This window comes from Sphingobium boeckii (assembly GCF_014199215.1).
Classification (GTDB): domain Bacteria; phylum Pseudomonadota; class Alphaproteobacteria; order Sphingomonadales; family Sphingomonadaceae; genus Sphingobium_A; species Sphingobium_A boeckii.
Window position 1 is genome coordinate 131923 of sequence record NZ_JACIJC010000005.1, and the last position, 24450, is coordinate 156372.

The window sequence follows — 24450 nt, forward strand, 5'->3', positions numbered from 1 at the left end:
CCGTGCGAGTCTCGAATATCGTATGGATTCCCGCTTTCGCGGGAATGACAATGCGGGTCAATCGGAGGATTTGAGCCGCAATGCCACGTCGCTCATGAACCGCGCATCATTGCCCTGCGCCAGCCACGCCGCCTCTGCCGCGATCGCGCCGAGCATGTCGCTCAGATCCTCGATCTCCGCCTTGGTATAATTGCCCAGAACATAGCCGTGGACGCGGTCCTTATGACCGGGATGGCCGATGCCGATGCGCACGCGGCGGAAGTCGGGGCCGATATGCGCGTCCATTGAACGCAGACCATTATGCCCTGCCGTGCCGCCGCCGGTCTTCACCTTGACGCGGAAGGGATCGAGATCGAGTTCATCGTGAAACGCGGTCACGTCGCCCGGCTCCAATTTGTAGAAGCGCATGGCCTCGCCAATGGATCGGCCGCTTTCGTTCATGAAGGTGGCGGGTTTGAGCAGCAGGATCTTTTCGCCGCCGATGCGGCCTTCCTGGGTCCAGCCCTGGAACGCCTTTTTCACGGGGCCGAAATCATGCACTTCGGCGATGGCGTCCACCGCCATGAAGCCCGCATTGTGACGGTGCATCGCATAGAGCGCGCCGGGATTGCCGAGACCTGCCCAGATTTGCATGTGCGGTCCCCGGTCTCAATCCTCTCCCCGCAAGGGGAGAGGATCAGAGGTGTTATGCGCCTTCGGCTTCGCCCTCGGCGTCAGCCGCAGCGTCTTCGCTCGAACGCAGCGCGGATGGCGCGACGATCGTGGCGATGGTGAAATCGCGATCGGTGATCGCGGATTCAACGCCCTTGGGGAGCTTCACGGCCGAGATGTGGATCGAATCGCCCACATCGAAGCCGGCCAGCGAGATTTCGATCTGCTCGGGGATTTCCGCCGCATCGCAGTTCAATTCCAGCTCGTGACGCACGACGTTGAGAACGCCGCCGCGCTTGATGCCGGGCGAAGTCTCTTCATCGCTAAAGTGCACGGGCACAGCGACGGTGATCTTAGAATGTTCGCTGATGCGCAGGAAATCGACATGGATCGGGCGATCGGTCACGGGATGGAAAGCCACGTCCTTGGGGAGCGTGCGCACTTTCTTGCCGCCCAGTTCGAGCATCACGACCGTGTTCATGAAGTGGCCGCTTTGCAACTCCTTCACCAGTCGCTTCTCCTCGATATGAATCGAAACGGCGTCTTCCTTGTTTCCGTAAATGACGGCAGGTACGCGGCCCTCGCGACGATGGGCACGGGAGGCTCCCTTGCCAGCCCGATCGCGCGCTTCAGCCGACAGCGTAAGCAGATCGCTCATGTCATGTCTCCAAATTGCTTGGTTGGTTCACTATGCCCCGCCGCGCCTCCAGGGATGACCATGACGGGGAACGCGCGCCTATACGGGGCAGGGCCGGGAAAAGCAAGGGATGGGGTGGATTGCGCTGCCCACCTCATTCTACGCGCATCAGAAATCTCCGTTTGTGCCGAGCGCAGTCGGGGCGCGTTGCCGCAAGTGCAGGTGTCTCGACTGCGCGCGACACGAACGGTTTTGGATAGCCCTAGGCAAGCCTCACTGCACCCGCGTGACCTTGAGCCCGTCCTTCGCCAGCATCGCCTGCACCGAATCCGCACCCACCAGATGCCCCGCGCCGACCGCGACCATCACGGTGCCGGGCGTTGCCAGTCGCTGCTTTACCCAGCTCGCCCAATTGGCGTTGCGCTTGGTCAGCAAAACGTCCGCCAGTTCGGGGGAGGCCTTCATCTCGTCATCGAAGGTAGCCGCGATCCGCTGTGTGTCGCCGCTCGCCCAAGCGGCGATCATCTGCGTGAATTCGGCGCTGGCGTCCTTGTTGCTGTTGACCACGCTGCTCAGGAACGCGCGCTGCGTCGCTTCGGGCAATGTGTCGAAATAGCCGAGCTGCTGGGTCACGGTTTCCAGCCCTGAAATGGGCTTGTTCGCCGCGCGGAAGGTGGCGGTCAATTGCCGCTCCACGCCATTGTTCGGGCTCAGATTGAGGTCTGCCACCATATTGGAGGCCAAAGCGAGCGATGCGGCCCATGTCTCCATCCGGTCCAGCGACGCCATCGGGATCTTGCTGCTGGCGACCAGATCGCTCAAGGCAGGGCGCTCGGCAGCGGGCACCCGATCGAGCAGCGGGGGCAGGCCGGGGGATGTCGCCAGCGCCTGCATGGTCTTGGGATCCTGGGCCTCCGCGCCATCCACCACGATTTCCAGCACCAAGCTGTCCGCGGTGGCCAGCGCCGCTTCGAACGGGCGGGTGCGCCATTGATAATCCTTGGGCAACACATGGATCGTGCCGAAGAGATAGATGGTGGTGTCCGCATCGGCCACCTTCCACAAGGCGGGCTTGGCCTCGGACACCGCGACCTCGGCGGCTGAACAACTGGCGACCAGGGGGAGCGCGGCGAGGGCGGCAAGCGCCTTGCGGATAAAACGGATCATGGAGCGGGATATCGGGAGCGGGGGCGGGCGGGGCAAGGGGAGTGGATGGAAAGCATGGGGTTTCCCCCAAAGACCCGTTGTCCCGAGCGAGTGGAGGGACGTGGGTAACAGTTCCAACGTCCCTCGACTACGCTCGGGACAAACGGTTTAATTTTTATATTTTACCCGCACCGCTTTCAGCTTCATCGCCTTGAGCTTCGCCTGCACGCTGTCGCGCCCCGCCAGATGGCCCGATCCCACCGCGACGAACACCGTGCCGGGCGCCTCCAGTCGCGCGGCGATCCAGTCCGCCCAGCGCATATTGCGGTCCGCGAGCAACAGTTTGTTGAGGGCGGGTGTCATGCCGTCTGCTTCGTTCATATCGGTCGCCAGCTTGCGTGTCTTGCCTCTGGCCCAGAGCGCGACGAGCGAGTCGATCTGCGCCACCATATCGGGCATCCCCTTCACGGTGGCGTTGAGATAGATGATCTGGTCCGCCTCGGGAAGCGCGTCGAACAGGCCGAGTTGCTCGTCCACCGTCTCCAGCCCGGATACGGGTTTCCCCGCGGCGGTGGCGGCTTCGGTCAACACGGTCTCCACGCCGTTCGCTGCGCCATAGCCCGCATTCTGCAAAGGCAAGATGCCAATCGTCACCGCCACGAACCACGGCTTGAACGCCTCGAACGCCTGATAGGGGATATGATGGGCCTCGATCGCCGCGAGATAGGCGGTGCGATCGGTGTCGGACAGGCGCGTGGTCAGCGCGCGCTTCTGCGGGTCCACCGCATATTGATTGACCTTGCCCAGCATCGCGGCATCCGAAGGCGTCACCATCTCGATCACCAACTCGCCCGAAGCGTCGAACGCGGTCTTCACCGCATCGTCGAACCAGGAGAGGCCGGGTTTGAGCACATGGATCGTGCCGAACAGATAGATCGTCGTATCTGCATCCTTCACCACCCATAAAGCGGGATCGGCGTCCACCAGCCGGACGGCCGGCGCTTGGGCCAAAGCGGGGGCGCTGCCGATCAGGAGCATGGCGGCGAGGGCGGTCAGGCGGCGTTTCAAAATGCTGGGCTTTCTTTCGTCTTTGGCTTTCGTCTCTGGAACAGAGCGTTACACGGCGACTCCTTAACGAAGAAGCGCCAATCATGCGGGCGGCTGTTGACCCTCAACGCCCCATGCGCCAAAGCGCGCGCGTAATTTACTGCATATGCGAAGGCATGGAATTGACCGAATCGAAGCCCCTCAGCTTCCAGGATCTCATCCTCACGCTACATGCTTATTGGGGCAAGCAGGGCTGCGTGATCCTTCAGCCCTATGACATGGAAGTGGGCGCGGGCACGTTTCACCCGGCGACGACGCTGCGCGCGCTCGGCCCGAACCATTGGAATGCGGCCTATGTCCAGCCCAGCCGCCGCCCGACCGATGGCCGCTATGGCGAAAATCCGAACCGGCTCCAGCATTATTACCAATATCAGGTGATCATGAAGCCAAGCCCTGCCAATCTGCAGGAGCTGTATCTGGGTTCGCTTGTCGAGATCGGAATCGATCCGCTGGTGCACGATATCCGCTTCGTCGAGGATGATTGGGAAAGCCCGACGCTGGGCGCCTGGGGGCTCGGCTGGGAAGTGTGGTGCGATGGCATGGAGGTCACGCAATTCACCTATTTTCAGCAGATGGGCGGCTTCGATTGCAAGCCGGTCGCGGGCGAACTGACCTACGGGCTCGAGCGCCTCGCCATGTATATCCAGGGTGTGGACAGCGTTTACGATCTGAAATTCAATGATGCCGGCGTGACCTATGGCGATGTGTTTCTCGAAAATGAGAAGCAGATGTCCAAATGGAATTTCGAGATTGCCGATACCGAGAAGCTCTTCCGCTGGTTCAAGGACGCCGAGGCCGAATGCCAGAAGTGCATCGCTGAGGATGTGCCGCTGGCCGCTTATGATCAGGCGATCAAGGCGAGCCATGTGTTCAATCTCTTGCAGGCGCGCGGCGTGATCTCGGTGCAGGAGCGCGCCAGCTATATGGGCCGCGTGCGCGATATGGCCAAGGGCAGTTGCGAGGCCTGGATGGCTGGCAACGGGTGGGCGGCGTGATGCGGTTTCAACCTAGAACCGTTTGTGTCGAGCGCAGTCGAGACACGTCTGTCGCTGCACCACGTCCCTCGACTTCGCTCGGGACCAACGGGGTAGAGGTCAACCCTTTATGACTGATTTCCTGCTCGAACTGCGCTGCGAGGAAATCGCCGCGCGGATGCAAGTGAAGGCGTCGGATGATCTGGCGCGCCTGTTTGCCGAGGAACTCGCCAAGGCCGGTCTCAAGCCCGCGTCGATCGAGAGCTTCGTCACGCCGCGGCGGCTCGCGCTGATCGCACGCGGCTTGCCTGCGCAGACCGAGGCGGTGAGCGAGGAACGCAAAGGCCCGCGCGCCGATGCGCCCGAACAGGCGCTGGCGGGGTTTCTGCGCTCTACCGGCCTCACGCGCGAGCAACTGGTGGAGCGGCCCGATGCCAAGGGCGTCGGCATCCTTTTTGCGGTGATCGAAAAGCCGGGTCGCGCCACCGCCGACGTGCTGGCCGAAGCCGTGCCCGCGATCGTGCGCGCTTTTCCCTGGCCCAAATCGATGCGCTGGGGCGCGGCGAGCCAGACGACCGAGAGTCTCCGCTGGGTGCGTCCGTTGCAGGGGATTGTCGCGCTGTTCGGCGACGATCTGGTGCCGCTGGAGATTGACGGCCTTGCGAGCGGCTACACCACGGTCGGCCACCGCTTCCATCATCACGGCGAGATCACGATCGGCAATGCCGATGATTATGCCGTGAAATTGCGCGCGGCGCATGTGATCGTCTCGCATAAGGAGCGTCAGGCGATCATCGCGGAGAAAGCCGCCGAGGCTGCGGCTTCAAAGGGTTATACGCTGATCGAGGATCAGGGGCTGGTCGCGGAGAATGCGGGGCTGACCGAATGGCCGGTGCCGCTGATCGGCGCTTTCGATCCGGCCTTTCTGGAGGTGCCGCCCGAGGTGATCCAGTTGACGCTGCGCATCAATCAGAAATATTTCGTGCTGCGCGATGGTGCCGGCAAACTTGCGCCCGCCTTCATCTGCACCGCCAATATCGAGGCGAAAGACGGCGGCGCCGCGATCGTGGCGGGCAATCGCAAGGTGCTGGCAGCACGGCTGTCGGATGCGCGCTTCTTCTGGGAGCAGGACAAGAAGACCCGGCTTGAGGATCACGCGAAGAAGCTGGAGCGGATCACCTTCCACGAAAAGCTGGGCACCGTGGCCGACAAGGTGGAGCGGGTGGCGAAGCTGGCACGCTGGCTGGTGGAAGAGGGGATTGTCGGGGGAGAGAATACCTCTGGCACATCCAATCCCGTTGGTGTCGAGCGCAGTCGAGACACGTCCGGTGCGGGCGACCAACGTCCCTCGACCCTTCGGCTTCGCTCAGGAGAGCCTTCGCTCGGGACAAACGGTGATTTGGCCGATCTCGCCGAACAGGCCGCGCGCCTCGCCAAGGCCGATCTCGTCACCGAAATGGTCGGGGAATTTCCCGAACTCCAGGGCGTGATGGGCGGCTATTACGCCCGCGCCGAAGGCCTGCCCGATGCGGTCGCCGACGCGATCCGCGATCATTACAAGCCGGTCGGCCAGGGCGATGATGTGCCGACCGCGCCGGTGACGGTGGCGGTGAGTTTGGCGGATAAACTGGATACGATCGTTGGATTTTTTGCTGCTGGCGAGCAGCCGACGGGATCAAAGGATCCTTATGCCATCCGCCGTGCGGTTTTGGGCATCTTGAGAACTATTCAGTTGGGCGATTATCGAGTTCTGATGATCAAAGTGCTGGCACGTGCGGCAACACCTATTTTGGGCCAATTGTTGGAAGAGCCGTATTTATCGAATTACGATGCTCATAATTTAGTGGGGCGCGGTTTTGTTTCTCAAAAGCCATATCTCGACGATAACCAGAAAATTACGGGAGCGGGTGCCTACTTTCGATCGACCGTGGTGCATGGGTTGCCAGCGCTTGCGTCCTTTTTCGCAGACCGTCTTAAGGTTCAGCAGCGTGAAGCCGGCGTCCGTCACGATTTGATCGACGCCGTATTTGCGCTGGGCGGAGAGGACGATCTTGTCCGTCTGCTTGCGCGGGTGAAGGCGTTGCAGGCGTTTGTGGAGACCGGGGAGGGGGCGAACCTGCTGGCGGGTTACAAGCGCGCTGCGAATATTCTGAAGAAAGAAGGCTTCTCCAATCCCTCTCCCCCTTCAGGGGGAGAGGGGGGAGCCGCGACAGCGGCGGAGGGAGAGGGGGACCGTTTGGTGTCTGGCGACTCCCCCCGCTCCCCGGCTCGCGAGGCTCGCCGACCCTCTCCCCCTGAAGGGGGGGAGGGTTATGCACCCGAACCCGCGGAAGCCGCGCTGCTCGCCGCGCTCGATGCCGCCGAACCCGCCGCCGATGCAGCCATTCAGGCGGAGAATTTCGAAGGCGCGATGGCGGCGCTGGCCAGCCTGCGCGCGCCGATCGATGCGTTTTTCGAGCATGTGACGGTGAATGATGTCGATCCGGCCAAGCGGGCAGCGCGGCTGGGAATGCTCGCGCGGGTGCGCGATGCGGTTCACCGCGTGGCGGATTTTTCGAAGATAGAGGGGTAAAGCCCTCTTTCCTTTAGGGGCGAGGGTTGGGAGAGGGGCGTTTTCATCGACAAAAGGGCCGGCGCGCGAGGACACTCCCCCTCGCCCCGGCCCTCTCCCCCAAAGGGGAGAGGGAGCAAGAATGACCCAATATGTGTATCGTTTCGGCGGCGGTGTTTCCGAAAGCGGCGAGCGCGACAAGAATCTGCTCGGCGGCAAGGGCGCCAATCTGGATGGCATGGCCTCGATCGGCCTGCCGGTCCCGCCGGGCTTCACCATCACCACGGAAATGTGCACGCGCTATTATGACGATGGCGAGGTCTTTCCCGAGAGCCTGCGCGCCGAAGTCGCCAATGGCATCGCGCATATCGAGAGCGTGACGGGCAAAAAATTCGGCGACAATGCCGACCCACTTCTGGTGTCGGTCCGTTCGGGCGCGCGCGTCTCCATGCCCGGCATGATGGATACGGTGCTCAATCTGGGTCTCAATGACGAGACGGTGAAGGGTCTGGCGGATGTGTCCGGCGACGCGCGTTTCGCCTGGGACAGCTATCGCCGCTTCATCCAGATGTATGCCGATGTGGTGCTCGAACTCGATCATGGATCGTTCGAAGAAGCGCTTGAAATCGCCAAGGAAGACAAGGGTTTCTTCCTCGACACCGAATTGACCGCCGAAGATCTGAAGGCGCTGGTCGGCGCATATAAGCAACTCGTGCAGGATCAATGGGGCAAGCCCTTCCCGCAGGATGTGCATGACCAGCTCTGGGGCGCGGTCGGCGCGGTGTTCGGATCGTGGCAGTCGGAGCGCGCGAAGGTCTATCGCCGGCTCAATGCGATCCCGCATGATTGGGGCACTGCGGTCAATGTGCAGGCGATGGTGTTCGGCAATATGGGTGAAACCTCCGCGACGGGCGTGGCCTTCACGCGCGATCCCGCGACCGGCGAGCGCGCTTATTATGGCGAGTTCCTGATCAATGCGCAGGGCGAAGATGTGGTGGCGGGCATCCGCACCCCGCAATATCTGACCACCGCCGCGCGCACCCGCGCCAATGCCAAGCCGCTGTCGATGGAAGAGGCGATGCCGGAGGTGTTCGGTGAGCTGGCCAAGGTGTTCGATCTGCTCGAAAATCATTACACCGACATGCAGGATATCGAGTTCACCGTGGAACGCGGCAAGCTCTGGATGCTGCAGACCCGTTCGGGCAAGCGCACTGCCAAGGCGGCGCTCAAGATCGCGGTCGATATGGCGAGCGAAGGGCTGATCACGCAGGAAGAAGCGATTGCGCGCGTCGATCCGTCGGCGCTCGATCAATTGCTCCATCCCACGCTTGATCCCAAGGCGGTGCGCGATGTGCTCGCCAAGGGGCTGCCGGCTTCTCCTGGCGCGGCCTCGGGCATTGCGGTGTTCGATAGCGACACTGCCGAGAAGCGCGCGGAGATGGGCGAAAGCGTGATCCTGATCCGCACCGAAACCTCGCCGGAAGACATTCACGGGATGCACGCAGCCCGTGGCATCCTCACCGCGCGCGGCGGGATGACCAGCCACGCCGCCGTGGTGGCGCGCGGCATGGGACGTCCCTGCGTCTCCGGGGTCGGCACGCTGGCGATCGACGCCAAGGCGAAATTGATGCGCGTGGCGGGCCGCGAGGTGCGTGAGGGCGATGTGGTCACGATCGACGGCTCCACCGGCGAAGTGATGTTCGGCGCGGTCGATACGATCCAGCCGGAGCTGGCAGGCGATTTCGGCACTCTGATGGTGTGGGCGGACAAGGTCCGTCGCCTGAAGGTGCGCGCGAATGCGGAAACGCCGCTGGATTGCACAGTGGCGCGGGAATTCGGCGCCGAGGGCGTGGGCCTGTGCCGCACCGAGCATATGTTCTTCGACGCTGCGCGGATCACCGCGGTGCGCCAGATGATCCTGGCGGATAGCGAGGCCGGACGCCGTGTGGCGCTGGAGAGACTGCTCCCCGAGCAGCGCAAGGATTTCACCGAGATTTTCGAGGTGATGGCGGGCCTGCCCGTGACGATCCGCTTGCTCGATCCGCCGTTGCACGAATTCCTGCCGCATGAAGAGGCCGAGTTTGACGAAGTGGCCAAGGCTGCTGACGTTTCGGTGGATACGCTCAAGCGCCGTGCGGCGGAGCTGCATGAATTCAATCCGATGCTCGGCCATCGCGGCTGCCGACTGGGCGTGACCTATCCCGAGATTTATGAGATGCAGGCGCGCGCGATCTTCGAGGCCGCGCTCGATGTGGCGGAGACGCCGATTCCGGAGATCATGATCCCGCTGGTGGCCACGCGGCGCGAGCTGGAGCTGATGAAGGATCTGGTCGATCGGGTGGCCAAGGAGGTGTTCGCCGAACGCGGCAAGACGATCGACTATCTGGTCGGCACGATGATCGAACTGCCGCGCGCGGCGCTGATGGCGGGCGAGATTGCCGAAGTGGGCGAATTTTTCTCCTTCGGCACCAATGATCTGACGCAGACCACATTGGGTGTCTCCCGCGACGATGCGGGCCGTTTCCTCACCACCTATGTCGACAAGGGCATCTTTGCGCGCGATCCGTTCGTGAGCCTGGACGTGGAAGGCGTGGGTCAGTTGATCACGCTGGCAGCGGAGCGGGGGAGGGCGACGCGCCCCGACATCAAGCTCGGCATTTGCGGAGAGCATGGAGGCGATCCCGCCTCGATCGCCTTTTGCGAGGAAACCGGCCTCGATTATGTATCGGCCTCGCCCTATCGCGTGCCGATCGCGCGGCTGGCTGCGGCTCAGGCGGCGCTCAAAGCCCGCTGACACGAAAACGGGGGCTGGTTTTACCCGGCCCCCGATCGTTTTACGCTTAATCTACTCTTACACGAACGCCGATACAGGGGCGGCTTACATCTTGCCGCCGATCAACGTGTCGGAGATCTGACAGGCCGCCGGGCCAAGAATGACGACGAACAACACCGGCAGAATGAACAGGATCAACGGCACGGTCATGATCGCCGGAAGGCGCGCGGCTTTTTCCTCGGCGCGCATCATACGCTCGTTGCGGAATTCGGCTGAAAGCACGCGGAGCGCCGAGGCGAGTGGCGTACCGTATTTCTCGGTCTGGATCATGGTGGTCACCACGCCGCGCACAGCTTCCAGATCAATGCGGCGTCCCAGATTCTCGAAAGCCTGGCGTCGTTCGCTCAGGAATCCCAGCTCGATCGCGGTCAGCGTGAATTCGTCGCCCAGTTCGGGATAGGCCTTGCCCAACTCCTTGGCGACGCGGCCGAAGGCGGCGTCCACGGTCAAGCCGGCCTCGGCGCAGATCACGAGCAGATCGAGCGCATCGGGCAAACCCTTGCGGATCGCGTCGGTGCGCTTGGAGATCAGGTTCTGGACATAGAGATCGGGTGCCTTGTAGCTCAGGATCAGCGATCCCGCGGCCAGGCCGAGCTTCTTGAGCGAACTCCAGTCTGGAAACCAGTCGAGCAGATAGACGCCGATGCACACGGTGCCGCCCAGAACGATCGGCAACAACAGCCGGCTGAAGATGATCGTGACCGCGAGATCCTTGGAGCGGATGCCGGCCTGCGCCAGCTTGACCTGTGCGGTCTTCAACTGCTCGTCCTGAAGCACTTTCAGCGACTTCAGGAAGGCGCGCATCCGATCGGTGGTTTCGCTTTGATGGACCAGCTTGACGCGGCGTTTCGCGGTGGAGGCGACGATACCGGCCTTCAATTGTTCGCGGCGTTCGTTGAGCGCCTTCACGCGCTTGGCCATGGGATCGCGCACCGTGGTCGCCGCATAGAGCGCCACGAGGATCGCCAGCGTCGCCACGGCGGACAGCAAGGTTGCGACCCAGAGGATATCGACGCCCAAAAGCGTCGGTCCGGCGGATGGTTCGTTCATGATATTATCCTCCCGCCCGTTAAATTTCGAAGCTGACCATCTTGGCCATGATGCCGGCACCGATGCTCATCCACACCAGGCCGCCGATGCCCGCCACGATCAGGCGCGGCTCGCTGAAAAAGCCACCCATATAATCGGGGCTGATCGAATAGATCAGGCCGAACACCGCAAAAGGCAGCACGCCGACGATATAGGCCGAGGCCTTTGATTCCGACGACATGGCCTTGATCTTGAGCTTCATCTGCGCGCGCTTGCGCAGCACTTCGGACAGGTTGGAGAGCGTTTCGGAAAGGTTGCCGCCCGTCTCGCGCTGGATCGCCAGCGTGATGCAGAAGAACTGGAATTCAGGCGTGCCGATCTTGTCGGCGGTTTCCTGAAGAGCGGCGTCCATCGTTCGGCCGATCCGCATCTTGTCGACCACGGCGCTGAATTCCTCACCCACGGGGCCGGGCAATTCGTTGGACACCACGCCCAGCGTCTCCGAGATCGGCAGACCGGCGCGCAGACCGCGCACCAGCAGATCGATCGCATCGGGAAAGCGGACGTTGAACTGGGTGATGCGCCGCTTGATCAGGAAATTGACCGCCATGTGCGGGATCGCCAGCCCGGTGAGAACGCCGATCAGCAGACCCAGCGCCAGCGGTGCGCCTTTAAGGATGACCAGCCCGCCGAAGACGAATGCTATGGCCAAAGACGCCGTGCCATATTGGCTCATCGTCCAGGATTTGCCGGTGCGCTTGATCCGCGCCTTAAGCATTTCGGGGCGCGGCAGGAATTGCGCGGCGAGGCCGTCCATCTTGGTGCCACCCAGGCGATTGTTGATCGCACGGCGCATCTGCGCCTCGATCATCGCGCTGCCGGAACCGGCGTGGCGGTCCTTCATTTCGGACAGCCGGCGCGATTGGATCTTCGCCTGATCCGGCCCGGAAAAGGCCATGAACACCATGAACGCGGTCAGCACGATGCCGCACGCCATCAGGACGGGGAGTAAATTCTCCATCTTTTGCCTACCGCCTCCAGCCTAGTTCCAACATAAGCGCCCGCCAATCAGAGCAGAACGCCGATCAATTCTTCGCAGGCTTCGTGCCCTTTTTGGGCATGAGCGATTTGAAATCGCCGATCTTGCCCAGAAGCGACCTGTTCTTGCCTGCTGCGCCAGCGTCTTCCGCCTCGGTTTCCACCGCAGCGAGCAACCGGTTGGACAGATCGACGATCGCCGCCGAAATCTTGGAGCCCTTGCTGGCTTCGGCCAGCGGCTTGCCCAGCTTTGCGGCCTGGGATGCGAGCTTCTGATCCATCGGGATCACCAGATCGATCTTGCGCTCGATCGAGCTTTCGAAATCCTTGCGCGCCACTTCGGGAGCGCCGGTCGAAGGGACGCGATTGGCCACCACGATCACGCGGCATTGCGGCGCATTGCTCTTCAACCAGGAGAGGATCCGGATCACGTCGCGCGCGGCCGCCAGCGTCAATTCGGTGACGATGACGCAGGCATTGGCTTCCTGCAGAAGATGCGGATGCTGGACCAGCATGTTGCGCGGCAGATCGATGACCGTGCATTCATAGACCGCACGGATTTCTTCCTGAAGTTGGAAATAGGCGGAGCCATCGGTCAGCATCGTCTGGTTGAGCGGGGCTTCCGCCGACAGGATCGCGAGCTTGTCATTGGCGCGGACCATGGCGCGCTCGATGAAGAGGCCGTCGATGCGGCTTGGGTTTTCGATCGCATCGGTCAGGCCGCGGCCAGGCTCGAGATCGAGCGCCAGCGCCCCGGTGCCGAAATGTACGTCGAGATCGAGCAGCGCGGTCGATCGCTGTGATCTTTCGCCAAACAGCCATGCGAGCGATGTCGCGATCGTCGATGCGCCCACGCCGCCACGCGCGCCGATGACCGCTGTCATCAGATGCGGGCGCTCCACCGAAGCCTCGGCATGTTTGGGTGCATTGATGATCGACTGCGCATTCGCAAAGCTATCGCGAAGCTGATCGGCGCTGAAGGGCTTGAGCAGATAATCCTGAATGCCGCTCGCCACGAGATCGCGGTAAAGGCGCACATCGTTGACCTGGCCGGCCGCGATTACAACCGTACCCGGCTCGCAGACCTCGGCCAGCGCGTTGATGTCGTTCAGTGGATCGCCGGATTCGGACAGATCGACGAACAGGATGTTCGGGCTAGCGGAAACGGAGAGGGACTGGACCGCATTGCGCAGCCCGCCCTTGTTCACCTTGTCAGGTGACCAGCCCAGTTCGACCGCCACATTGCGGATCATGTCGGCCGTGGGCTCATCGCAGACATAGGCGTTGAAAGGCTCGCGCAATGCCGCGGCACGAGCTGGATTCCAGGGTGCGTTCATGACTTACTGACCTTTCGATGATACGGCTTCGATAGCACCCGCGCCGGTCGGTGCCTTGTCGCGGAAGGCCTTGATTGCCTTGGACGAAGCACGGCCATCGGTGCCGCTATTCCCCGTCTGGCCCTGGATCAGGTCTACCGGATTTGCGATCATCGCCGCGAGGTTTGCATTGGTGGCGCAGCCGTAATTGGACATGGACGAACCGCCAAATTCGGGCTGGGCCGGCCGGCTCCAGTCAGGGCATCCCGGCACCGAAGCGCTCATGCGGCTGACCACCACGCGGACCATCCCGTCTCCGACCGTTCCGGCAGTCACCGGCGCGGTCTCACTGGTCAGGAGTCCGTAGCGCGCCGCCGCACTGGCGACATCTTCGCGGCTTGCGGCATTGCCATATGGGTTTCGATCGTCGACAGAAACCTGATCGCCATAGCCCAGTCGCAGAGACTCGAACCAGTCATTCAGACGCTGTTGCTCGCCGCTCGCGAGGCCGCCATTGCCACCCTGCCGTAGATCGAGCGCATAATCGACGCGCGAGACGACCGGCTGATGCACGGATTCAACCGTGGGATTGTAGGTGCCGGCACCGCAGCCGCCCAGAGCCAGGCTCAGGGCGAGCATTGCAGGAGCCGCAGCGTTGCGCAGAAGAATGTTTTGCATCTTTTCGCTCCCGATCATTCGAAGGTGAAGCCGGGGGCCGCGCTTGCGCTGGCCTTGCCCGCTTCACTGGATTTGGTGGCGAGCGCCACGCGCTCCGGCATCGTGCCTGGCGCAGGTGCGGGCGTCTCGTTCGCGGGCAAGGATGCCGTAGGATCGATGCTCATGCCCGGCTGCACGGTTTGCGGATTGCCCATGGATGGCACGGGACGCTTGCCGCCGGTGACGCCTTTGAAAGACTGACCCAGCAAAAAGCCTTCGGCATCGTTCGGCGTTCTGTTCCCGTCGATCGGCAGCGCGATCTGGTTGGCAGACACCGGCTTGACCAGATAGGGCGTCACCACGATTACAAGCTCGGATTCCTGACGCTTGAAGCTCTTGGAGCGGAACAGCGCACCAAGGATGGGCAGGTCGCCGAGAAAGGGCGCCTTGTCGATCGTGCTGCTGGCGCTGTTGCTCAGAAGGCCGCCGATCATGAAGCTCTGGCCGGAACCCAGCTCTACGGTCGTTTCCGCCCGTCGCGTCAGGATACCTGGAACGTCGAAATTGTTCAGCCTGATGCCGCCGGTGGTGGATAGTTCCGACACTTCGGGACGCACACGCATCGAGATGCGGCCGTCGGCGAGCACGGTGGGCGTGAATGCCAGGCTGACACCATATTGCTTATATTCGATGGTGATCTGACCAAGCTGCTGCGCCAGCGGGATCGGGATTTCGCCGCCTGCCAGAAAGCTGGCGGTTTCGCCCGACAGTGCAGTCAGATTGGGATTGGCCAGCGTGGTGACGAAGCCATCCGTTTCAGCCAGATCAAGTGCTGCCTCGACATTGACGCCGAGCAGGTTTTTGATGAGGCCGAGCGTGGAACCCGAACCCGTACCTGTAATGATATTGACCGGGCCACTGGTGTCGAGCGCGTTCGCGCGCCCTTGCGTAAAGACGAAGCCGCCGCCGCTCGCCAGCAGGTTCAAACCCACGGACTTCGAGAACCCGCGGCTCACTTCAGCGATGCGCACCTGCAAATTCACCTGCAGCGGGGTCGCCGTCTTGAGCCGGCTGATCACCTGCGTGCCCGTGCCGACAAAAGCCTGTGCGAGACGCTCGGCTTCCGCCGCATCGTCCGGGCTGGCGACGGTGCCGGTGAGCAGCACCAGGCCGTTCATCGGGGTCGCCTTAATCTCCGAATCCGGCATGGCCAGTTGGAGCATGGAATCCACGGTGCTGATGTTCAGGCCGACGCGAACATTGGCGGAATAGGCCACTGCGCCCGATTTGGTGGTGGCATAGACCGTGGTCTCGCCCGGACCCTTGGCGAAGATGTAGAGCTGCGTTGGCGAACGAACCTGCACATCGGCCACGGCGTCATTCGCGACGAACAGATCGGACATGGGCGACGACAGCGTGACCAGAGTGCCACGACCCGTCGACAAATTCAGCGTGTTGGCGGGCTGCGAAGCCCCCGTAGGCGCGGCGTCGGCCGGCGTTGCCGCCGTGCTCGCCATCCCGAGCACCAGAACCGCGGCGAGCGCGCTCCCGAGCGATCGGTGCATCATCGTGTTGGCAATGCGCATGTTACTTCCCCCCCACCGGAACGACGGTGACATTGTTGCCGCGTGCAACCCGGACAATCGGGCCTGTCGGCTGGCTCATGACGACGGTGGCACCGTCGGCGGTCGCCGTGACTTTGACGGCCACCGGAACGCTGCGCCGCGAAAAGCGGGATACGTCGGCACCGGTGACGAATGTCGTGCCGGAGTCGCTGGGACGCGTGGCGATGGACGCCAGCATCTGCTTCTCGGCTTTCGGATCTTTGCCCTCGGGCAGCGTGACTTCGCCGGCGGCGATGGCGCGCTCAAGCTCGGCCGTATTGTCGGCGATCGAACGCAGCGACAGAGACAGCGAGCCCATGGTCTGGGCGACCGCGATCTTTTCGGCGATCTTCGGCGTGGCTTCGAGCGTGATCGAGGAGAAGGTCTTGACCTCGGTCTTGCCTTCCTCGTTCGTCGAGTCCGTGCGCTGATCGGTGGCGAGCACGCGCAAGTTGCGCAGGATCGTTTCTGACGCCTTCAAGGACTGGCCTTCGCCTTCGATCTGCTGCGACAGCAGAAGATCGATGCGATCGCCCGGAAACACGAAACCGGCAACGCCGCTCTGCGTGGAGACCGAGACGGTCACGGCCCGCATACCGGGGCCAAGCGCTGCAGCAAGGAAGCCGCGATCGCCGGGCTTGACGAGTGCGCCCTGCGTGATCGGCTGGCCGGCGGTGATCGCATAGCGCACCACGGTGCCCGTCATCGCGGCGGGATCGGCCTCGCCCTTGATATAATAGGCGCTCTGGATCAGCTCCTTGGGCCAGGGCTGGAAGCGAAAGGCGTCCGGCTCGATGATCGTGCCGACGGGCAAGGCCCGCGTGGCGACCAGCACCTGGGGACCATCAACCACTGCCGCGGCTTCAGCCGTCGGCGCGGATGAACCGCTGAACATGTTCTTTGCCATGATGGCCGTGACTGCTGCGATCAGCAGCGCACCCACCAGCAACGCGATCTTCTTTACATCCATGACGACTAACGCCTCCTGAGAAGGACCCCCCAAAGGCCCTTGGTCGCTGTTTCAAGCAAAATGGTTAAAATTCGATGCACCTAAAACCCAGAGCCCCCCGGCTGCGATCGCGACCGCGTAGGGGATTTCCAGATTGTCTTTTGATTTCCTGATCTTGTGCACGACGGCCATGGCCGCCGTAAGCACGCCGCCGGCGATCGACATCACCAGCAGCATGAAGATGAGCTGTTGAAACGGGAGCCATAAGGCGAGGGCGCCGATCAGCTTCACATCGCCGCCGCCCATCGCGCCGATGGCGAACACGCCCGCGAAAATGGCGAAGACCAGCGCCGCGACGGCGATCTGGATCGCCATATCCGGCCAGAGCTGATAGCCGCTCGCCCACCAATAAAGCGGGGCGGCCAGCGCGATACCGGCGTTCAGCCAGTTTTCGACGATGCGGCCCCGGATATCGGTGAATGCAGCAAGGAGCAGCGCGCAACCGAGCGCCGCCACCATCAACTGCGTAAGAATTCCCCCATTCATGGCTCTGGGGTCTAGACGCTATGCCTTACGAAACCGTAACCACGACCTATGCAAAGCGTAAACACTTTCCGCCGTGTGATTCCCCAGGATGCGGCGCTTTCGATGCTGCCCGCGGCGGATGGATGGCCCCTGCGGCGCTTCCTCTGGCCCGTGGCCGACGCGCCGCGCGGTGCGCTGCTTTTTGCCGGCGGGCGCGGCGACATATTGGAGAAATATCTCGAGGCGCTGCACCATTGGCATGACCGCGGCTGGCATATCGAAAGCTTCGATTGGCGCGGGCAGGGCGGCTCGGGTCGGCTGGGTCCGGACCCGCGCGTCGGTCATGTCGAGGATTTCAGTCTTTGGATCGATGATCTTGCGGACCGGTTCGCCGCGATGAAGCGGGAACAACCCGGCCCGTATGTGATCGTTGCACACTCCATGGGCGGGCATCTGGTGATGCGCGCGCTGATCGAGCGGCGGATCGCGCCCGATGCGGTGGTGATGTCGGCACCGATGCTGGGGCTGCAAAGCGCGCCCTTCACACCGGGCATCGCGGCGCGCGTGGCGCATTTCATGACGCGGATCGGCGCACCGGCGCGGGCGGCCTGGAAAACCAATGAGCGGCCGGCGCGTCCTGGTGCATCGCGCAGAGCGTTCCTCACGCATTCGCAGGAGCGCTATGAAGATGAACTCTGGTGGAAGGCGCAGCAGCCGGATCTCGCACTCGGGCCGCCAAGCTGGCGCTGGCTGGAGCGGGCCTATCGCTCCACGCTCGACAGCTTCCTGCCGGGGCGGCTTGAATCGGTGGAAATCCCGATTCTTTTGCTATGCGCCGATCAGGATCGGTTGGTGAGCCCCAAGGCGATCCATGAGGCGGCGAAACGCCTGCCGCACGCCCGATTGATCCGCTTTGGCAATGAATCCGCACATGAGATCTTGCGCGAAGTGGATAAAGTGCGCGAACGGGCGTTGCAGGAGGCCGATATTTTTCTGGATGAAATGGCGCCAAAGCTGTGAACGGATATGATGTCGCCATCATCGGCGCGGGGATTGCAGGTGCCAGCCTGGCGGCCGAGATCGCGCCTCATGCGCGTGTCGTTCTGCTGGAGGCAGAGGCCCAGCCGGGCTATCATTCCACAGGGCGATCGGCCGCGTTCTGGAGCGAAACCTATGGCGGGCCGCTGATCCAGCCCCTGACCAGCGCCTCCGGCCCGGCGCTGCGCGATGGCGGGTTTCTGGAGCCGCTGGGGTCGCTGCATATCGGACGGAAAGAGGATCGTGCCAAAATGGACGCCTTTATCGCGGCGTTCGAAGGCAGCGGCATTCCGCTCGAGCCGACCGATCCGGCCAGGCTGGTGCCGGGGCTGCGGCCTGAATGGAGCGAGGGGCTGCTCGAACAGAGTTGCGCTTACATCGATGTGGCAGCGCTGCACGCGCACTTTCTGGCCACGGCGCGCCGGCATGGCGCGGAATTGCTGTGCCGCGCCGCGCTGACGGGCGGGCAGCGGCTGGGTGCGTCCTGGTTACTGGAAACCACGGCGGGCGCGGTGCGCGCGGGCGTGGTCGTGAATGCGGCGGGCGCTTGGGCGGATCCGGTGGGCGTGATGCTGGGCGCAAAACCGCTGGGCATTCAGCCCTACCGGCGCACGTTGGTCCAGCTCCGCACCGAACCGGAATCGGTGATGGGAATGCCGCATGTCGTCGACATTGGTGGATCATTTTACTTCAAGCCCGAGGCGGGCGGAAAATTATGGCTGAGCCCGCACGACGAAACCGCGGTGATGGCGTCTGATGTTGCGCCCGAAGAGCTGGACGTGGCGATCGCGATCGACCGGTTCGAACAGGTCGTCGATTGGCGCGTCGCCGCAGTCGAACGCAAATGGGCGGGCCTGCGTAGCTTCGCGCCCGATCGGCGGCCGGTTTATGGCTTCGATCCGCTTTTGCCGGGCCTGTTCTGGTGCGCGGGCCAGGGCGGCTTCGGCATCCAGACCGCGCCGGCCGGGGCGAAGGTGGCCGCTGCGCTGCTGCTCGATCGCACACCCGATGCGGCGGTGCGGGGGATCGACGGTCAGGCTTATGGCGCATATCGCTTCAACACTCTTTGACAATTGAAGCTTGGCTTAGGCGATGCGGCCCGGTTACGCTGCGCGTTCCTGCATCCATGGAGAGACCCGATGGCGCACAAATTCGTGATCGAAAAGAACAAGTCCGGCGAGTTCGTCGCAAAGTTCAAATATAACAATGAGATCATCTTCTGGACCGAGGGCTATGCCAGCAAGGCCTCGGCGCAGAATGCCATCGACTCGATCCTGAAGAACGGCCCCGGTGCCGAAGTCGAAGACAATAGCTGAGCGTTCCGCCCCGCGCTGGTGTCAGGGCCGGGCGAAGCTGTCCGCCGCCGCGCTTGCCAGCCGGTCTGCGCGTTCATTGTCGACATGGCCCGCATGGCCCTTCACCCATTTCCATTCGAGCCGATGGGGCTTGGCGGCCGCCAGCAATTCCTGCCACAGATCCGCGTTCTTCACGGGCTTGCGGTCCGCCGTGCGCCAGCCATTCTTCAGCCAGCCGTGGATCCATTTGGTCAGACCATCCATCACATAACGGCTGTCGGTGGTCAGCGTGACGCGGCACGGGCGCTTGAGCGCCTGAAGCGCGCGGATCGCACCCATCAGCTCCATGCGATTGTTAGTGGACAGCGCCTCGCCGCCCGAAAGGTCCTTTTCGCGTTCGCCCATGCGGATCACCGCGCCCCAGCCGCCGGGGCCGGGATTCCCCTTGCACGCGCCATCGGTGAAAATCTGGACGTGTTCCATCTCGTCGCTCATCAGTCGATCAGCGATCCGGCAGGTGCATCGCGATAGAAATCGAGACGACGCAGAAAGGCGAGCGGATCCTTGCGCGTTACCATCGCGTCCGCGGGCGTGTTCAGCCAGTCCCAGGCGCGGGTGAGCAGGAAACGCAGGCACGCGCCCCGCGCCAGCGCGATGAACGCCGCGCGCTCTTCCGGCGAAAGGCCGTGACTGTCCTCATAGCCGGCGATCAGCGCATCGGAGCGGTCACGGTGAAAGCCGCTGCCATCGTTTTCGAAGCACCAGGCGGCATGGGTGACGGCCACATCCCAGGCGCGGATTTCGGTGCAGGCGAAATAGAAATCGATCACGCCGGTCACCTGATCGCCCAGCATCAGCACATTATCGGGAAACAGATCGGCATGGACCACGGAGCGGGGCAGGTCGGTGGGCCAATGCTGGTCGAGATAAGTCAACTCGTCCGCCACGCGCGCGCCAAGGCCCGGCGCGATCGCGTCCAGATCATCGCCGCAGCGCGCCGCGAGTGCGTGCCAGTCGCCGATGCCCATCGTATTGGGCCGTGCGCCCTCGAACCCGTCCAGCGCCTTGTGCATCTGGCCCAGTGCCGCGCCGGCCGCACGCGCCTGAGGGGCGGTCGGATGGCTGACGGAGACGCCCGAGAGAAATTCGATCAGGCAGGCGGAGCGCCCCGCCACCTGCTGGATCTGCACGCCCTGCTTGTCCTTGATCGCGCGTGGCACGGGATTGCCGGCATCGGCCAGATGATCGAGCAATTTCATGAAAAAGGGCAGATCGCCCACATCGACGCGCTTTTCGTACAGCGTCAGGATGAAGCGGTCCGTGGTCGTATCGACCAGATAATTGCTATTCTCCACACCCTCGGCAATGCCCTTGGCGCTCACCAATGTGCCGGCATCATAACGCGCCAGCAGCACGCCCATCTCTTCGGCGGAGACCTGAGTATAAACAGCCATGGGAAACGCTCAGGCGGCTTCGAGGCCGCGGGGGAGCTTGAAGGCGATATCCTCGGTGGTCGTCGTCACCTCGCGTTCGGTCACAGTGTAGCGTTCGGCCAGCCGCTCGACCAGTTCGCGCACCAGAATCTCCGGCGCCGATGCGCCCGCGGTGATGCCCAGGGTCTTTACGCCCGCCAGCCATTCAAAATCCAGATCGGCGGCGCGCTGGATCAGGCGTGCGGAAACGCCTTCGCGCGCGGCGACTTCCACCAGCCGCACGGAATTGGAGGAATTGGGCGCGCCGATCACCAGCATCGCCTCGCAGGCATGAGCGATCGTCTTCACCGCGGCCTGGCGGTTGGATGTGGCGTAGCAGATATCTTCGCCGCGGGGCTGCTGGATTTCGGGAAAACGCGCGAGCAATGTGCTCACGATTTCGGAAGTGTCGTCCACGGACAGTGTGGTCTGGGTGAGGAAGGACAGGTTCGCGGGATCGTCCGATTTCAGCGCCTGCGCATCTTCTACCGTCTCGACCAGGGTCATCGAGCCTTCGGGGACCTGGCCAAAGGTGCCGATCACTTCGGGATGGCCCTTATGGCCGATGAAGATGATGTGCCGGCCCGCCGCGACCAGCCGTTCGGCTTGGCGATGGACCTTGGAAACCAGCGGGCAGGTGGCGTCGAGATAGGAAAGCCCGCGCGCCGCCGCCTTGGCGGGAACCGCCTTGGGCACGCCATGCGCGGAAAAGACCACGGGCACGTCATCGGGCACTGCATCCAGCGATTCCACGAAAACCGCGCCCTTGGCCTTCAGGCTGTCCACCACGAACTTGTTATGAACGATTTCATGACGGACATAGACCGGCGCACCATATTTCTCGATCGCCAGCTCGACGATGCGGATAGCGCGGTCCACGCCCGCACAAAAGCCGCGCGGCGCGGCGATGAGAAGGTCCAGGGCGGGGCGCTGTGCGGAGATTTCTGTCATCGCCGACGCCTTTACGCGATTGCTTGCTTGCGCGAAAGCCGCTTCCTATTATCCCGACAACCTCTTACCGGAATATTCACCGAATTTGCAAAGTTTCGAGGATTTCGCCTGTGCATCGTTTCAAGCCGCTTATCGTCTGCTCCCTCATCGCCCTGCTTGCAGGCTGCGCCAAGGATGGGGATATCGACGCCACCGGTGGCATCACGGTCACGCGCACGGCCTGTCCCGCGGTCGGCATCCCACAATATACCGGTGATATCACGGTGTTCGATCCCGTCACGAGCCGCGCGGCCAGCGCGATCGACGTGGTCGCATCCATTACCAATCTGCGTTCCACCTGCAGCGGTGATACCGGCGCAGATGTGGTGACCAACGCCACGTTCGACGTATTGGCGACACGCCGCAACACCAGCGGCGCACGTCAGGTGACCTTGCCCTATTTCTCCACCGTGATCCGCGGCGGCCGCGCCGTCATCGCCAAAAGGCTCGGCCGAATCACGCTTGATTTCGCCGATGGCCAGGCGCGCGCATCGGTCAGCGGATCGGCCAGTTCGGTCGTGAACCGCGCCGCCGCCACCTTGCCCGACGACATCCAGAAACAGATCACCAAGAAGCGCAAGCCCGGAGATGCGGACGCGGCGATCGATCCGCTGGCGCTGCCCGCGGTGAAGGAAGCGGTCAGCCGCGCGAGTTTCGAATTGCTGATCGGCTTCCAGCTCACATCGGATCAGCTCCAATATAACGCGACGCGCTGAATAAAGCCGGATTGACTCGAATCACCTGCCCGCCCAAGGCTGGGCGGGTCATCGGCGGGCAACCGCCGGGGATCGCGCGGGAGAGTGTTTGACGGGCTTGCCCATCGATCCGCCGAAGGAGCAACCGCCCCGGAATCTCTCAGGCCAAAGGACCGCGCGAACCGAGTGACACTCTGGAAAGAGTTCCGGCATCAAGCTGGAGCCGCCGAAGGGGTAAGTGCAGGCGCTCAGGCGCGGCATGAAAGCTCTCAGGTTCCGTGACAGAGGGGGCAGTGAGGCAGGGTGCGTCGATGCGCCGCGTCTTGCTGTCTGCCATGATTGTCCGGAGTGCCCATGATGAGCGAAGTCCCGAGCGAAAACGCTGAAATCGAAGATGAGGTGATCGACACCGAGGCACCGTTGCCGCTCGATGCGTGGCACCGCGCGCGCGGCGCACGCATGGTGGCCTTCGCGGGCTATGCCATGCCGATCCAATATGAAGGGATCATGGCCGAGCATCTGTGGACGCGCGAACAGGCGGGCCTGTTCGATGTGAGCCACATGGGGCAGGTGCTGTTCACCGGCGAAGGCGCGGCGCAAGCGCTGGAGGTGATGCTGCCCGGCGAGATCCAGGCGCTCAAGGCCGGTCAGATGCGCTATTCGCTGCTGCTGAACGAGGAGGGGGGCATCCTCGACGATCTCATGATCACCCGGCGTGCGGACGATCTTTACATGGTCGTGAACGGCGCGACCAAATATGACGATATCGGCACCTTCCGGGATGAGTTGCCCGATGCGGTGACCATCAATTTCCTGGAGGATCAGGCGCTGATCGCGCTGCAGGGGCCGAAAGCGGTGGACGCGCTGGCGCGGATCGTGCCGGGGGTGGAGGCCTTGTTCTTCATGCAGGCGGCCGGTTTCGCCTGGCATGAGACACCGCTCTGGATCAGCCGTTCGGGCTATACCGGCGAGGATGGTTTCGAGATTTCAGTGCCCGCCGATGCCGTGGTGGCGTTGGTAGAGGCGATTGCCGCCCAGCCCGAGGTGAAGCCGATCGGGCTTGGCGCGCGGGATTCGCTGCGGCTGGAGGCGGGGCTGCCGCTTTACGGTCATGATCTGGATGAGAACGCCAATCCCGTGATCGCCGATCTCACCTTCGCGATCCAGAAGCGCCGCCGCGCGGAAGGCGGCTTCCATGGCGCTGAGACGATCCTGCACCAATTGGCCGAAGGTGCGCCCTCGAAGCGCGTGGGGCTGACGGTCGCCGGGCGTATGCCCGTGCGCGAGGGCGCGAAACTGTATCAGGGCGATGCACTGGTTGGCACGGTGACCTCGGGCGGCTTTGCGCCCAGCGTGAACGCGCCGATCGCCATGGGCTATGTCACCGTCAATCTTGCCATTGCCGGCACCGCGCTGGAAGCCGAGGTGCGCGGCAAACGCGTGCCGGTCACGGTCGCGTCCATGCCTTTTATTCCCCATCGCTATCATCGCAAAGGAGCTGCGAAATGAGCCGTTATTTCACCGAAGATCACGAATGGATCGATGTTGACGGCGAAGTCGGCACGGTCGGCATCACCGAATATGCGCAGGAGCAATTGGGCGACATCGTGTTCGTCGAAGTGCCCGAGGAGGGCAAGGAACTCGCCAAGGGCGATGACGCCGCAGTGGTTGAATCGGTGAAGGCCGCTTCGGATATCTACGCGCCGGTCTCCGGCACGGTATTGGAAGGCAATTCCGATCTGGCCGATGAGCCCGCGCTGGTGAACACATCCCCGGAAGAGGATGGCTGGTTCTTCAAGCTGACGCTGAGCGATGCGGAAGAGCTGGAAGGGCTGATGGACGAAAGCGCTTATCAGGCTTTTGTCAGTAAGCTTTAGCCAGAGAAAAAGCCGTTTGTCCCGAGCGAAGTCGAGGGACGTACTGCGGCCGGGTGTCTCGACTTC

Annotated in this window: 23 protein-coding genes and 1 riboswitch; of the genes, 9 read left to right on the forward strand and 14 right to left on the reverse strand. The window is 62.9% G+C overall.

Translation table 11 applies throughout. From position 1 onward, the window contains the following. Positions 1-57 precede the first annotated feature (57 nt). The 4 genes from pth to FHS49_RS15195 form a co-directional block, all read right to left on the reverse strand. Positions 58-633 (reverse strand): aminoacyl-tRNA hydrolase, encoded by a 576-nt coding sequence (gene pth, locus FHS49_RS15180; protein ID WP_184020149.1) that lies wholly within the window; start codon positions 631-633, stop codon positions 58-60. Between the two features lie 52 nt (positions 634-685). Then, complete coding sequence (locus FHS49_RS15185) at positions 686-1309, reverse strand: 50S ribosomal protein L25/general stress protein Ctc (RefSeq protein WP_184020151.1); 624 nt, start codon at positions 1307-1309, stop codon at positions 686-688. A gap of 252 nt (positions 1310-1561) precedes the next feature. Next, complete coding sequence (locus FHS49_RS15190; protein WP_184020153.1) at positions 1562-2455, reverse strand: TraB/GumN family protein; 894 nt, start codon at positions 2453-2455, stop codon at positions 1562-1564. Positions 2456-2602: 147 nt separating this feature from the next. Further along, complete coding sequence (locus FHS49_RS15195; protein ID WP_246350827.1) at positions 2603-3502, reverse strand: TraB/GumN family protein; 900 nt, start codon at positions 3500-3502, stop codon at positions 2603-2605. 161 nt (positions 3503-3663) lie between these two features. On the opposite strand from FHS49_RS15195, the gene FHS49_RS15200 reads away from it, so the two are divergent. From FHS49_RS15200 to ppdK, 3 genes are all read left to right on the forward strand, one after another. Continuing rightward, positions 3664-4536, forward strand: coding sequence for a glycine--tRNA ligase subunit alpha (locus tag FHS49_RS15200; RefSeq protein ID WP_184021144.1), 873 nt, complete (start codon positions 3664-3666; stop codon positions 4534-4536). Positions 4537-4645: 109 nt separating this feature from the next. Further along, positions 4646-7087 carry a glycine--tRNA ligase subunit beta gene (gene glyS / locus FHS49_RS15205; RefSeq protein ID WP_184020155.1) on the forward strand — a complete coding sequence of 814 codons (2442 nt, stop codon included), beginning with the start codon at positions 4646-4648 and terminating at the stop codon, positions 7085-7087. 121 nt (positions 7088-7208) lie between these two features. Further along, positions 7209-9860 (forward strand): pyruvate, phosphate dikinase, encoded by a 2652-nt coding sequence (gene ppdK, locus FHS49_RS15210; RefSeq protein ID WP_184020157.1) that lies wholly within the window; start codon positions 7209-7211, stop codon positions 9858-9860. A gap of 84 nt (positions 9861-9944) precedes the next feature. Here the strand turns inward: ppdK and FHS49_RS15215 are convergent, their stop codons facing one another. From FHS49_RS15215 to FHS49_RS15245, 7 genes are all read right to left on the reverse strand, one after another. After that, positions 9945-10949, reverse strand: a complete 1005-nt coding sequence (locus tag FHS49_RS15215; protein ID WP_184020158.1) for a type II secretion system F family protein — start codon at positions 10947-10949, stop codon at positions 9945-9947. Between the two features lie 19 nt (positions 10950-10968). Beyond that, positions 10969-11949, reverse strand: a complete 981-nt coding sequence (locus FHS49_RS15220; protein WP_184020160.1) for a type II secretion system F family protein — start codon at positions 11947-11949, stop codon at positions 10969-10971. Between the two features lie 64 nt (positions 11950-12013). Continuing rightward, positions 12014-13303, reverse strand: coding sequence for a pilus assembly protein CpaE (locus FHS49_RS15225; RefSeq protein ID WP_184020162.1), 1290 nt, complete (start codon positions 13301-13303; stop codon positions 12014-12016). A gap of 3 nt (positions 13304-13306) precedes the next feature. Then, complete coding sequence (locus tag FHS49_RS15230; RefSeq protein WP_184020165.1) at positions 13307-13960, reverse strand: CpaD family pilus assembly protein; 654 nt, start codon at positions 13958-13960, stop codon at positions 13307-13309. Between the two features lie 14 nt (positions 13961-13974). Beyond that, positions 13975-15525, reverse strand: a complete 1551-nt coding sequence (locus FHS49_RS15235; RefSeq protein ID WP_184020167.1) for a type II and III secretion system protein family protein — start codon at positions 15523-15525, stop codon at positions 13975-13977. A gap of 1 nt (position 15526) precedes the next feature. Beyond that, positions 15527-16513, reverse strand: a complete 987-nt coding sequence (cpaB, locus tag FHS49_RS15240; RefSeq protein WP_184020169.1) for a Flp pilus assembly protein CpaB — start codon at positions 16511-16513, stop codon at positions 15527-15529. A 51-nt stretch (positions 16514-16564) separates the two neighbouring features. After that, positions 16565-17011, reverse strand: a complete 447-nt coding sequence (locus FHS49_RS15245; RefSeq protein ID WP_246350830.1) for an A24 family peptidase — start codon at positions 17009-17011, stop codon at positions 16565-16567. Between the two features lie 75 nt (positions 17012-17086). On the opposite strand from FHS49_RS15245, the gene FHS49_RS15250 reads away from it, so the two are divergent. The 3 genes from FHS49_RS15250 to FHS49_RS15260 all read left to right on the forward strand — a co-directional run bounded on the left by FHS49_RS15250 (position 17087) and on the right by FHS49_RS15260 (position 19371). Beyond that, positions 17087-18037 (forward strand): alpha/beta fold hydrolase, encoded by a 951-nt coding sequence (locus FHS49_RS15250; protein WP_184020173.1) that lies wholly within the window; start codon positions 17087-17089, stop codon positions 18035-18037. After that, the gene (locus tag FHS49_RS15255; RefSeq protein ID WP_184020175.1) at positions 18034-19125 is read left to right on the forward strand and encodes an FAD-dependent oxidoreductase; all 1092 of its coding nucleotides are present in this window, start codon (positions 18034-18036) and stop codon (positions 19123-19125) included. Before FHS49_RS15250 ends, FHS49_RS15255 begins: the two co-directional genes overlap by 4 nt. A 69-nt stretch (positions 19126-19194) precedes the next feature. Next, entirely contained in the window at positions 19195-19371 is a 177-nt protein-coding gene (locus tag FHS49_RS15260) for a YegP family protein (protein ID WP_184020177.1), read from the forward strand. A gap of 21 nt (positions 19372-19392) precedes the next feature. On the opposite strand, the gene rnhA is transcribed toward FHS49_RS15260, so the two are convergent. Genes rnhA through ispH form a run of 3 tightly spaced genes read right to left on the reverse strand, consistent with a single transcriptional unit; the run spans position 19393 to position 21773 of the window. Next, entirely contained in the window at positions 19393-19845 is a 453-nt protein-coding gene (gene rnhA, locus FHS49_RS15265) for a ribonuclease HI (protein ID WP_184020179.1), read from the reverse strand. Next, positions 19845-20804, reverse strand: coding sequence for a homoserine kinase (gene thrB / locus FHS49_RS15270; protein WP_184020181.1), 960 nt, complete (start codon positions 20802-20804; stop codon positions 19845-19847). Before thrB ends, rnhA begins: the two co-directional genes overlap by 1 nt. Positions 20805-20813: 9 nt before the next feature. Further along, a complete protein-coding gene (ispH, locus tag FHS49_RS15275; protein WP_184020183.1) occupies positions 20814-21773 on the reverse strand; it encodes a 4-hydroxy-3-methylbut-2-enyl diphosphate reductase in 960 nt (319 codons plus the stop codon). A gap of 110 nt (positions 21774-21883) precedes the next feature. Here ispH and FHS49_RS15280 point away from each other — a divergent pair, with 110 nt between their 5' ends. The 3 genes from FHS49_RS15280 to gcvH all read left to right on the forward strand — a co-directional run bounded on the left by FHS49_RS15280 (position 21884) and on the right by gcvH (position 24384). Further along, positions 21884-22528, forward strand: a complete 645-nt coding sequence (locus tag FHS49_RS15280) for a hypothetical protein (RefSeq protein WP_184020185.1) — start codon at positions 21884-21886, stop codon at positions 22526-22528. Between the two features lie 67 nt (positions 22529-22595). After that, positions 22596-22693, forward strand: a riboswitch (glycine riboswitch). A 171-nt stretch (positions 22694-22864) separates the two neighbouring features. Beyond that, entirely contained in the window at positions 22865-24016 is a 1152-nt protein-coding gene (gcvT, locus tag FHS49_RS15285; protein WP_184021146.1) for a glycine cleavage system aminomethyltransferase GcvT, read from the forward strand. Next, positions 24013-24384, forward strand: coding sequence for a glycine cleavage system protein GcvH (gcvH, locus tag FHS49_RS15290; RefSeq protein ID WP_184020186.1), 372 nt, complete (start codon positions 24013-24015; stop codon positions 24382-24384). Before gcvT ends, gcvH begins: the two co-directional genes overlap by 4 nt. Positions 24385-24450 lie beyond the last annotated feature (66 nt).

What these genes read in the sequence shown, in the direction of transcription:
- pth (WP_184020149.1), bottom strand. Translation starts at nt 633, where the DNA reads ATGCAAATCTGGGCAGGTCTCGGCAATCCCGGCGCGCTCTATGCGATG.
- FHS49_RS15185 (WP_184020151.1), bottom strand. Translation starts at nt 1,309, where the DNA reads ATGAGCGATCTGCTTACGCTGTCGGCTGAAGCGCGCGATCGGGCTGGC.
- FHS49_RS15190 (WP_184020153.1), bottom strand. Translation starts at nt 2,455, where the DNA reads ATGATCCGTTTTATCCGCAAGGCGCTTGCCGCCCTCGCCGCGCTCCCC.
- glyS (WP_184020155.1), top strand. Translation starts at nt 4,646, where the DNA reads ATGACTGATTTCCTGCTCGAACTGCGCTGCGAGGAAATCGCCGCGCGG.
- ppdK (WP_184020157.1), top strand. Translation starts at nt 7,209, where the DNA reads ATGACCCAATATGTGTATCGTTTCGGCGGCGGTGTTTCCGAAAGCGGC.
- FHS49_RS15215 (WP_184020158.1), bottom strand. Translation starts at nt 10,949, where the DNA reads ATGAACGAACCATCCGCCGGACCGACGCTTTTGGGCGTCGATATCCTC.
- FHS49_RS15220 (WP_184020160.1), bottom strand. Translation starts at nt 11,949, where the DNA reads ATGGAGAATTTACTCCCCGTCCTGATGGCGTGCGGCATCGTGCTGACC.
- FHS49_RS15225 (WP_184020162.1), bottom strand. Translation starts at nt 13,303, where the DNA reads ATGAACGCACCCTGGAATCCAGCTCGTGCCGCGGCATTGCGCGAGCCT.
- FHS49_RS15230 (WP_184020165.1), bottom strand. Translation starts at nt 13,960, where the DNA reads ATGCAAAACATTCTTCTGCGCAACGCTGCGGCTCCTGCAATGCTCGCC.
- FHS49_RS15235 (WP_184020167.1), bottom strand. Translation starts at nt 15,525, where the DNA reads ATGCGCATTGCCAACACGATGATGCACCGATCGCTCGGGAGCGCGCTC.
- cpaB (WP_184020169.1), bottom strand. Translation starts at nt 16,513, where the DNA reads ATGGATGTAAAGAAGATCGCGTTGCTGGTGGGTGCGCTGCTGATCGCA.
- FHS49_RS15245 (WP_246350830.1), bottom strand. Translation starts at nt 17,011, where the DNA reads ATGGTGGCGGCGCTCGGTTGCGCGCTGCTCCTTGCTGCATTCACCGAT.
- FHS49_RS15250 (WP_184020173.1), top strand. Translation starts at nt 17,087, where the DNA reads ATGCAAAGCGTAAACACTTTCCGCCGTGTGATTCCCCAGGATGCGGCG.
- FHS49_RS15260 (WP_184020177.1), top strand. Translation starts at nt 19,195, where the DNA reads ATGGCGCACAAATTCGTGATCGAAAAGAACAAGTCCGGCGAGTTCGTC.
- rnhA (WP_184020179.1), bottom strand. Translation starts at nt 19,845, where the DNA reads ATGAGCGACGAGATGGAACACGTCCAGATTTTCACCGATGGCGCGTGC.
- thrB (WP_184020181.1), bottom strand. Translation starts at nt 20,804, where the DNA reads ATGGCTGTTTATACTCAGGTCTCCGCCGAAGAGATGGGCGTGCTGCTG.
- ispH (WP_184020183.1), bottom strand. Translation starts at nt 21,773, where the DNA reads ATGACAGAAATCTCCGCACAGCGCCCCGCCCTGGACCTTCTCATCGCC.
- gcvT (WP_184021146.1), top strand. Translation starts at nt 22,865, where the DNA reads ATGAGCGAAGTCCCGAGCGAAAACGCTGAAATCGAAGATGAGGTGATC.
- gcvH (WP_184020186.1), top strand. Translation starts at nt 24,013, where the DNA reads ATGAGCCGTTATTTCACCGAAGATCACGAATGGATCGATGTTGACGGC.